A 9,344-nucleotide genomic window follows, 5' to 3' on the forward strand; every position below is an offset into this window, starting at 1 on the left:
TCTCCTCCGGGCCAGCCGCGCGAAGGCATGCGCGAGGCGGCAGCGGGACTCAAGGGGTCGCAAGGGAACGGCTTTCGCCGCGTTCGTGCCGGGTTTAGAGGAGCGGACATGAACGAATTCGGAACCCTCCTCCAGCCCGACAAGGGCCAGGCCGCCATCGCTCTCCACCTCGTCGATACGGGGCGCCGCGAGGCCTGGCTGAACGCCCAGCCGGCCCGCGCCCGCCACGCCGCCTCGGCGCAAGGCTTCGAGGGCAAGCCGAACCAGATCGCCATCCTGCCCGGCGACCGGGACCATTGGTCGGCGGCCCTCGGCGTGGCCGACGCGGGAATGCTCGGCCCCTGGGACCTCGCCAAAGCGGCGGAGAGCCTGCCCGAAGGCAAATACCGCATCGAGGGTGCCGCGCCCGGGGCGGCGGCCCTGGGCTGGCTCCTCGGCCAGTATCGCTACGACCGCTACAAGGCGCCCAAGGACGGCAAGGGGCCGCGCGTCCTGCTCACCCCCGAGCCAGCGCGGATCGACGAGGCCGTGGCGCTTGCCGACGCGACGGCCCTGGTGCGCGATCTGGTCAACACGCCCGCGGGCGATCTCGGGCCGGCCGAGCTCGAGGCGGCGGCGCGGCAGGTCGCGGACGGCACTGGGGCGATCGTGACAGTCACCTCCGGCGCGGGGCTGGAGGAAGGCTATCCGATGATCGCCGCCGTCGGCCGCGCCGCGACGGAAGCGCGGGCGCCGCGGCTGATCGAGCTGGAATGGGGCGACCAGCGGGCGCCGCGCGTCGCCATCGTCGGCAAGGGCGTGTGCTTCGATTCGGGCGGGCTCGACATCAAGCCGTCGTCCGGCATGCGCCTCATGAAAAAGGACATGGGCGGCGCAGCCCATGCCCTGGCGCTGGCGCAGCTCGTGATGCGCTTCAACCTCCCGGTCCGCCTCCACCTCCTCATCCCGGCGGTCGAGAACGCCGTCTCCGGCGCCGCCTTCCGCCCGGGCGACGTGCTGAGGAGCCGCAAGGGCCTCAGCGTCGAGATCGGCAATACCGACGCGGAAGGCCGCCTGATCCTTGGCGATGCCCTCGCCAAGGCTGCCGAAGCCGCGCCGGAGCTGATCCTCAACTTCGCGACCCTGACCGGCGCCGCCCGCGTCGCCCTTGGCCCCGACCTCCCGGCCCTCTTCGCCAATGACGATAAGCTCGCCGCCGCCCTCCTCGACGGCGGCACCGGCACGGGCGATCCCGTGTGGCGGATGCCGCTGTGGGGCGAGTATGACGAGATGTTCGCCTCCGACATCGCCGACTTCGCGAACGCCTCCGACGGCGGCTTCGCGGGCGCCGTCACGGCGGCCCTGTTCCTGCGCAAATTCGTGCCGGAAGGAACGCCCTGGGCCCATTTCGATACATTCGCCTGGCGCGCCTCCTCCCGCCCCGGCCGGCCCAAGGGCGGCGACGCGCTGGGGCTTCGCGCGGCATGGTCGGCACTGTCCGCGCGGTACGTCCGCTAACAGACCGTTCGATTTTTGCGTCGAAATCTCAGACAAATAAGCAACGAAACCTCCTCTCCATGGTTTTACAGCCGAAATAAGCCGCACTTGGATTGGAGATTGGCCAGTGTCAGAGCGCGCTCTCAGGAGCTGGATGCAGACGCTGATCGGCTATGTGCGGTCAGGGCAGCCCGACCTCACCAACCGTCAGATGGCGCTGCTGCTTCTGGTATATCTGACCCCCGGGCCCCATACGGTGCGCGGGCTCGCCCACATCCTCGGCGTCTCGAAGCCGGTGATCACGCGCGCCTTGAATACGCTGGGCACGCTCGGCTATCTGCGCCGGGTCCGCGACGAGGCGGACCGCCGCAACGTCTTCGTCGCCAAGACCAGCATAGGGCAGGATTTCCTTGAGCGTTTCGAACGCAACATCGAGCAGCAGGAAAGCTCCGCCCGGCGCGGGGCGCCCAGGGAGCGCGGCATCCTCCTCCAGCACGGCTAGGGTCTGGACTCATAACGGGCAATGGCCGGGATCGCCCAGAGAAGGGCACCGGCAAGGAGCGGTGCGCGGGGCGGGCTGGTTGCCCGCACAAGCGCCGCGACGTAGCCGCTGCCCTTCTCCGGGCGACCGCGAAGCGGCGAAGCGGCGAGGCGGCCATGGCGTCGTTGCTCGTCGGTCACGATGGATCACCATCGCTCCCTCCTCGCGCCTAGCCCTGACCACCTCTCCGCCTCGTCATGGCCGTTGCCGGTATCGAGTACGGACCCTAGTAGCGGCGGCGCCCGGCGATCAGCCGGTAGACGAACAGGATGATGATCGCGCCGATAATGGCGGCGATGAACCCTGCGCCCTGGCTGTTCTTGTACCAGTGGAACTGGTGGCCGAGCCATCCGGCGAGGACGGCGCCGGCGATGCCGAGGATGATGGTGACGATGCACCCCTGCGGGTCGCGGCCGGGCATGATCGCCTTGGCGATGATTCCGGCGAGGCCGCCGATGATGATCCAGGCGATCCAGCCATGGTCTGCCAGCAGGTTCATGATTTCCCTCCTCTTCCGGCCCCTGTGACGTGTCGTTGGTCGAACAGCGGGTGGCGTTCATCCAACAACAAAGGTACAAACCGGTTCCGCTGCATAACGGGGTTGGGGTGCGGCGAAAACAGGCTTGAGGCTGGTGATATATTCGGCTAACACAGTTAGCCGAAGCGGCGTGCCGCCTAGCGGGTTGGGGAAGATGACGGCAATGAATTACGAATCGCCCAAATGGGGCCGTGGCGCCCTTGATGTGGAGGTGATCGACGACGGGGCCGCCGTGCGCCGCCGCCGGCGCAACCTGATCCTCGGCGTCGCCATCGTCGTGGTGGCGATCATCGTCGCGATGGTCGTGCTCGGCGTCGGCAAGAAGTCGTCGAAGACCGCCCAGGCCGCGGCCGCCGCCGCGCAATCCGGCGGCAAGACCGGGCCCGCGCCGCGCGTCACGGTCATCGTCCCGGGCCGCCAGGCGATCGCCAAGACGATCAGCGCCACCGGCACCATCGCCGCCCGCCGCGACATGCCCGTCGGCATCGCCGGCGAAGGCGGCATGGTCGTCAAGGTCATGGTCGAGCCGGGCCAATGGGTCGGCGCCGGCCAGGAGCTGGCGGTGATCGAGCGTTCGGTCCAGTCCCAGCAGGCGCAGCAGCAGGGCGCCCAGATCGAAGTCGCCCGCGCCGACGCCCGCCTTGCCCAGGCCAATCTCGACCGCGCCCAGGCGCTCGTCTCGCGCGGCTTCATCTCGAAGGCCGATCTCGACACCAAGCGCGCCACCCGCGACGCCGCCAACGCCCGCGTCCGGCTCGCCCAGGCCCAGCTCGGCGAAACTCGCGCCCGCATCGGCCGCCTCAGCGTCCGCGCGCCGGCCGCCGGCCTCGTCCTTGCCCGCAACGTCGAGGCGGGGCAGGTGGTGAGCTCGGGCTCCGGGCCCTTGTTCCGCATCGCCCAGGGCGGCCAGATGGAAGTCCAGGCAAAGCTCAGCGATTCCGATCTGGTCAACGTCCGCCCCGGGCTGCCGGCGACGGTCAACCCGACCGGCACGCCGATCGAGATCGCGGGCGCCGTGTGGCAGGTCTCGCCGCTGGTCGACGCCAACAGCCGCCAGGGCATCGCCCGCGTCTCGGTGCCGTACCAGGCGGCGCTCCGTCCCGGCGGCTTCGCGACGGTGACGCTGACGGCGGGCTCGGCCAACGTGCCGCTGCTGCCGCAATCGGCGGTGCTCAGCGACGACAAGGGCAGCTTCGTCTACATCGTCGGGCCGGACAACCGGGTGCAGCGCCATCCGGTGACGATCGGCCAGGTCGGCGACCGCGGCGTCAGCGTCATCGAAGGCCTTTCGGGCGTCGAGCGGGTGGTGGTCTCGGCAGGCGCGTTCCTGAACGTCAACGACAAGATCATCCCGGTCCGCGACGCCACACCGCGCTGATCCTAGAGACGAAAGACCGGTCATGAACTTCCGCAACATCTCCGCCTGGTCGATCCGGAACCCGGTCCCCGCGCTCGTCCTGTTCGCGGCGCTGACCCTCGCCGGCTTCGTCTCGTTCATGCGGATGAACGTGAACCAGAATCCGGAGATCACCTTCCCGGCGGTGTTCGTGTCGATCTCGCAGCCCGGCGCCGCGCCGACCGAGCTCGAGAACCAGGTCACGCAGAAGGTCGAGGCGGCGGTCCGCAATCTGGAGGGCGTCGACGAGATCAACTCGACGATCAGCGAGGGCAATTCCGGCACCTTCGTCCAATTCTCCATCGAGACGCCGGTCGACCGCGCCACCACGGACGTCCGCGACGCGATCGCCCAGATCCGCGGCAATCTTCCGGAAGGCATCATCGAGCCGCAGGTGATCCGCGCCCAGATCAACGGCGGGTCGATCGCGGCCTACTCGATCGAAGCGACCGACATGACGCTCGAGCAATTGAGCTGGTTCGTGCAGAACACGGTCACCCGCCGCCTGCTCGGCGTGGACGGCATGCAGAAGGTAGAGATCCACGGGGATGTCGGCCGCGAGATCCGCATCATCCTCGATCCCGCCAAGATGCAGGCGCAGGGCGTCACCGCGGCGCAGGTCAACAACCAGCTGCGCGCGACCAACACCAACGCCGCCGGAGGCCGCGCGGAGATCGCCGGCACCGAGCAGTCGGTCCGCATCCTCGGCAACGCCAACGACGCCTTCTCGCTCGGCCAGACCCAGATCAGCGTCGGCAACGGCCGCACGGTGAAGCTCGCCGACATCGCGACTGTGAAGGACAGCTACGGCGAGGTTCGCTCGCTCGCCAAGATGAACGGCCGCCCGGTGGTCAGCTTCGGCATCGTCCGCTCGCGCGGCGCCTCCGACATCGCCGTGTTCGACGGCGCCGAAAAGGAGCTCGCCAAGATCGAGAAGGAGAATCCGGGGGTCCACTTCGTCAAGCGGTCCAACTCGGTCAAATATACCAAGGACAATTACAAGGCGGCGATGCGGGCGATGATCGAGGGCGCCTTGCTCGCCGTCGTCGTCGTGTTCCTGTTCCTGCGTGATCTGCGGGCCACGCTCATCTCCGCACTCGCCATCCCGCTGTCGGCGATCCCGACCTTCTGGATCATGGACCTGATGGGCTTCACCCTTAATTTCATGACCCTGCTGGCGCTGAGCCTGGTGGCCGGCGTGCTGGTCGACGACGCGATCGTCGAGATCGAGAATATCGTCCGGCACATGCGCATGGGCAAATCCGCCTACCAGGCGTCGATCGACGCGGCGGACGAGATCGGCCTCGCCGTCGTCGCCACCACTTTCTCGATCGTCGCCGTGTTCCTGCCGGTCGGCCTGATGCCGGGTATCGCCGGCCAGTTCTTCAAGAATTTCGGCTTCACCGTCGTCGTCGCGGTGCTGATGAGCCTTGGCGTCGCGCGCCTCATCACGCCGATGGTCGCCGCCTATTTCCTCAAGGCGAAGGGCCATGCCAGCCACGGCGAGGGCCGCATCATGGACGGCTACATGGCCGTGCTGCGCTGGACGTTGCGCAACCGCTGGTGGACGGTGCTGATCGGCGTCGTCGCCTTCGGCCTCACCATCCTGGCCTTCGCGACCCTGCCCTTCACGTTCCAGCCGCCGCTCAACGTCGAGACCAGCCGCGTCAGCATCCAGATGGTGCCCGGCACCACGCTGCAGCAGACGGAAAAGGCCGCGGACCAGGTGGTGGCAGTGCTCAAGAAGGAGCCGGAGGTGCTGACGGCGGTCGAATATGTCGACGTCGCCAGTGCCCAGATCGTCATGACGCTGCGGCCCGACCGGACCCGCACCAGCACCGAGTTCGAGCGCGCGACCGCGCCGAAGCTCCAGTCGATCGCCGACGCCCGCGTCTCCTTCCAGTCGCAGAATGGCGGCGGCGGCAGCTCGCGCGATCTGTCGGTCATGCTGGCCGGCAGCGATCCCGCCAAGCTCCAGGAAGCGGCGCGCAAGGTCGTCGAGCAGATGCGCACCCTGCCGGGCATCCGCGATCCGCGCATCGAGGGCGATCTTCCGCGCCCGGAAATCACCATCAAGCCGCGCATGAACCTCGCCGCCGATCTCGGCGTTACGACGGCCGCGCTCAGCCAGACGATCCGCATCGCCACGCTTGGCGACATCGACCAGAATGCGGCGAAATTCTCGCTCTCCGACCGCCAGATTCCGATCCGGGTGGCGCTCGACGAGAACAGCCGCAAGGATCTGTCGACGATCAAGAATTTGCCGGTGCCGACCTCGCGCGGGACGACGGTGCCTTTGGGCGTCATCGCCGACGTCACCTTTGGGGTCGGGCCTTCGCAGATCCAGCGCTACAACCAGGAGCGCCGCGTCGTGCTCAGCGCCGACCTCGCCTCCGGCAAGGAAGTGAGCGGCGAACAGCGCGCGAAGATCATGGCGCTGTCGGCGATGAAGGAGCTGCCCGAGGGCGTCCATTATGCGGCGGCCGGCGAGAGCAAGTGGCAGCAGGAGATGCTGATCAACTTCTTCATCGCGCTGATCGCCGGCGTGCTGCTGGTCTTCGCGGTGCTGGTCCTGCTCTATCGCCGGGCGATGCCGCCGCTGGTCAATCTGAGCTCGCTGCTGCTGGCGCCGCTGGGGGGTGCGATCGCGCTCCACATCGCCGGCATGGCGACCTCGCTGCCGGTGCTGATCGGCATCCTCATGCTGCTCGGCATCGTCGCCAAGAACTCGATCCTGCTCATCGACTTCGCGCTGGAGGAGATGGGCAAGGGCGTGCCGAAGTGGGAGGCGATCATGGACGCCGGCCATAAGCGCGCCCAGCCGATCGTCATGACGACGGTGGCGATGGTCGCGGGCATGACCCCGACCGCGCTCGCCATCGGCGGTGACGGATCGTGGAACCAGCCGATGGCCGTGACGGTGATCGGCGGCCTCATCCTCTCGACGATGCTGACGTTGCTGATCGTGCCGGCGGGCTTCAGCCTTGCCGACAGCTTCGAGAAGTGGATCGCGCCTCTGTTCGGCCGGGTGCTGACCTACAAGCCGGGCGACGAGCGTGGCCATGGCGAGGCCGTGCCGCAGCCGGCGGAGTGAACCAAAGGGCGACCGGGCCATTTGAGCGGAGCATGCGCTCCCGCCAAAGGCCCGGCTCCGCCCGCTCCGTCCCGCTTCCCGGCGGGGTGCGCCGGATGCGCGTCATTGCCACCGGCCTGCTCGTGGCGATGGCGTTGGTCTTCCTGCTCGCCGGCCATTTTCAGCATTACCACCCCGCAATCGGCTACGTCCGCGCCTTTGCCGAGGCGGCGATGGTCGGCGGCCTTGCCGACTGGTTCGCCGTCACCGCCCTCTTCCGTCACCCGCTCGGCCTGCCGATCCCGCACACGGCGATCATCCCGCGCAACAAGGACCGCATCGGCGAGACGCTTGCCGCCTTCCTCCGCGACAACTTCCTGATCCCGTCGGTGATTGCGCGGCGGATGCGCGGTGTCGACGTCGCCGGCGCCGCCGGCCGCTTTCTCGCCAATCCGGCGCCCGAGGGGCGGCTGCGCGAAGGCGCGTCGCGGCTTTTGGCCGACATGCTCGAATCGCTCGATCAGGAGCGGCTGGGCGGGATGGTGAAGAGCGCGATCTCGGCGCGGCTGCAGGCGCTCGAAATCTCGCCTCTGCTGGGCAAGACGCTCGAGGCGGCGATGACCGACGAGCGCCACGTGCCGATCCTCGATGCGATGGTCACCTGGGCGGGGCGCACCCTGGACGCGAACGAGGACGTCATCCGCAAGATGGTCCACACCCGGGCGAACCTGCTCCTCCGCCTCGCTGGGCTGGACGAGAAGCTGGCCGAAGGGATCATCGACGGGCTCAGGAAGCTCACCATCGACATGGCAATCGACGAGAAGCATCCGTTCCGCGCCAAGGCGGAGGAAGCGCTGGCGATCCTCGCCTGGGACATGCAACACGATCCGGCGATGCGCGCCAAGGTGGAGGGCTGGAAGGCTGAGGTCATCGCCAATCCCGCCGTCGGCGAATGGGTCGGCGGGCTCTGGGAGAACAGCCGCGCCGGCCTGCTCAAGGCGGCACGCGATCCGCAGGCGGCGCTGGCGGGCCGCTTCGGCGAGGCGCTGAAGCAATTGGGCGAGACGCTGCAGAGCGACGCGCGGCTCAACGCCGCCTTGAACCAGTTCGCGCGCCGTACCGCCGCCGGGGCCGCGGCGACCTATGGCGGCGGCATCGTCAAACTGGTGTCGGAGACGGTGCGGGGCTGGAACGCCGAGACGGTCACTCTGCGCCTCGAAGGCGCGGTCGGCCGCGACCTCCAATATATCCGCATCAACGGCACCCTGGTCGGCGGCCTCGTCGGCCTCGCCCTCCACGCCATCGACGTCCTCGCCTGAGGCGGGAGGTCAGCGCGGCGGTGAATCCGGCGTCAGCTTCGTCAGTGGCGGCGGTCGCCAGTTACCCGAATGATCGGATCACCCCAGCCCCAACGATGGTTCAGCATTCACCCGACGCACCCGCCCGAACGGTGGTTCAGGATTCAGGTGACGGACCCGCGGGAAGTTGAGCCAGCGTTCAATTCAGGCGGCCGGACGGGTTACGGCGCCCCGTTATACTGCTTCTCGATGAGCAGCTGCTGGTCCTCGCGCTTCGACGCCGCCCATTGCAGCATCGACTGGCACACCCGCTTCGTGTTGAGGCGCGAGCCGGGCTGGTCCAGCGACTTGCAGACGATCCGCTGCGGGTCCCAATGCTTCTTCTGGCCGTCGACCACGATCGTCTGGCCGGGGGGCAGGGCCGGCGCCGGGTTGGCCTGGAATGGCGCCGCCTGCAGCGCATTACCGGCGAGGAGAAGGGCCATCGTCGTCAGCATGGGCTTCGCTCCAGCTTCGTTCGTGGGCGCAGTGTACCACGATTCGCCAGTGTTGGAAAAGCGCCCAATCTCCGCGGGCTAGCTCAGTCCCCGGCCCGCTCGATGTCCGCGCCGACCGCCTGCAATTTCTCCTCGAGCCGCTCGTAGCCGCGATCGAGATGGTAGACGCGGTGCACTTCGGTCTCGCCCTCAGCGGCGAGGCCGGCGAGGACGAGGCTCATCGAGGCGCGAAGGTCAGTCGCCATCACCGGCGCGCCGGTGAGCTTCTGCACTCCTCGCACCACCGCCGAGCGCCCCCGCACCTCGATGTCCGCACCCATCCGGTTTAGTTCCGGTACATGCATGTACCGATTCTCGAAGATCGTCTCCGTCAGCAGGCTGGTCCCCTCAGCCAGCGTCAGCATCGCCATGAACTGCGCCTGCATGTCGGTCGGGAAGGCGGGAAAGGGCGCGGTCGACAGCGAGAGCGGCCTGGTGCCGCCATTGGCGCTGACCCTGATCCCGCCGTTCAGCCGCTCGACGACG

The 9,344-nt window shown here is 68.3% G+C and carries 7 protein-coding genes and 1 pseudogene; 5 read left to right on the top strand and 3 right to left on the bottom strand.

All coding sequences use genetic code 11. The features are described 5' to 3' along the window. The first annotated feature begins 108 nt into the window (after nt 1-108). Together VGC56_RS16495 and VGC56_RS16500 are read left to right on the top strand one after the other, a co-directional pair. Nucleotides 109-1,497: a leucyl aminopeptidase family protein gene (locus VGC56_RS16495; RefSeq protein ID WP_464126632.1), complete on the top strand. Its 1,389-nt coding sequence runs from the start codon at nt 109-111 to the stop codon at nt 1,495-1,497. Between the two features lie 133 nt (nt 1,498-1,630). Further along, nucleotides 1,631-1,978: a MarR family winged helix-turn-helix transcriptional regulator gene (locus VGC56_RS16500; RefSeq protein ID WP_464126620.1), complete on the top strand. Its 348-nt coding sequence runs from the start codon at nt 1,631-1,633 to the stop codon at nt 1,976-1,978. A 265-nt stretch (nt 1,979-2,243) separates the two neighbouring features. Here the strand turns inward: VGC56_RS16500 and VGC56_RS16505 are convergent, their stop codons facing one another. Further along, entirely contained in the window at nt 2,244-2,516 is a 273-nt protein-coding gene (locus VGC56_RS16505) for a GlsB/YeaQ/YmgE family stress response membrane protein (protein WP_464126622.1), read from the bottom strand. A 202-nt stretch (nt 2,517-2,718) separates the two neighbouring features. Between VGC56_RS16505 and VGC56_RS16510 the strand changes: the two genes are divergently transcribed. The 3 genes from VGC56_RS16510 (at nt 2,719) to VGC56_RS16520 (ending at nt 8,343) form a co-directional block, all read left to right on the top strand. Beyond that, nucleotides 2,719-3,933: an efflux RND transporter periplasmic adaptor subunit gene (locus VGC56_RS16510; protein WP_464126634.1), complete on the top strand. Its 1,215-nt coding sequence runs from the start codon at nt 2,719-2,721 to the stop codon at nt 3,931-3,933. A gap of 22 nt (nt 3,934-3,955) precedes the next feature. Then, nucleotides 3,956-7,045, top strand: coding sequence for an efflux RND transporter permease subunit (locus VGC56_RS16515; RefSeq protein ID WP_464126624.1), 3,090 nt, complete (start codon nt 3,956-3,958; stop codon nt 7,043-7,045). A 95-nt stretch (nt 7,046-7,140) separates the two neighbouring features. Continuing rightward, a complete protein-coding gene (locus VGC56_RS16520; protein ID WP_464126625.1) occupies nt 7,141-8,343 on the top strand; it encodes a DUF445 domain-containing protein in 1,203 nt (400 codons plus the stop codon). Nucleotides 8,344-8,543: 200 nt separating this feature from the next. Here VGC56_RS16520 and VGC56_RS16525 read toward each other — a convergent pair whose 3' ends face one another. Both VGC56_RS16525 and VGC56_RS16530 read right to left on the bottom strand, forming a co-directional pair. Further along, nucleotides 8,544-8,819 carry a hypothetical protein gene (locus VGC56_RS16525; RefSeq protein ID WP_464126627.1) on the bottom strand — a complete coding sequence of 92 codons (276 nt, stop codon included), beginning with the start codon at nt 8,817-8,819 and terminating at the stop codon, nt 8,544-8,546. Nucleotides 8,820-8,902: 83 nt separating this feature from the next. After that, a pseudogene (locus VGC56_RS16530) lies at nt 8,903-9,344 on the bottom strand (UDP-N-acetylglucosamine 1-carboxyvinyltransferase); the annotation flags it as partial.

This window comes from Allosphingosinicella sp., from assembly GCF_036403745.1.
Taxonomy (GTDB): domain Bacteria; phylum Pseudomonadota; class Alphaproteobacteria; order Sphingomonadales; family Sphingomonadaceae; genus Allosphingosinicella.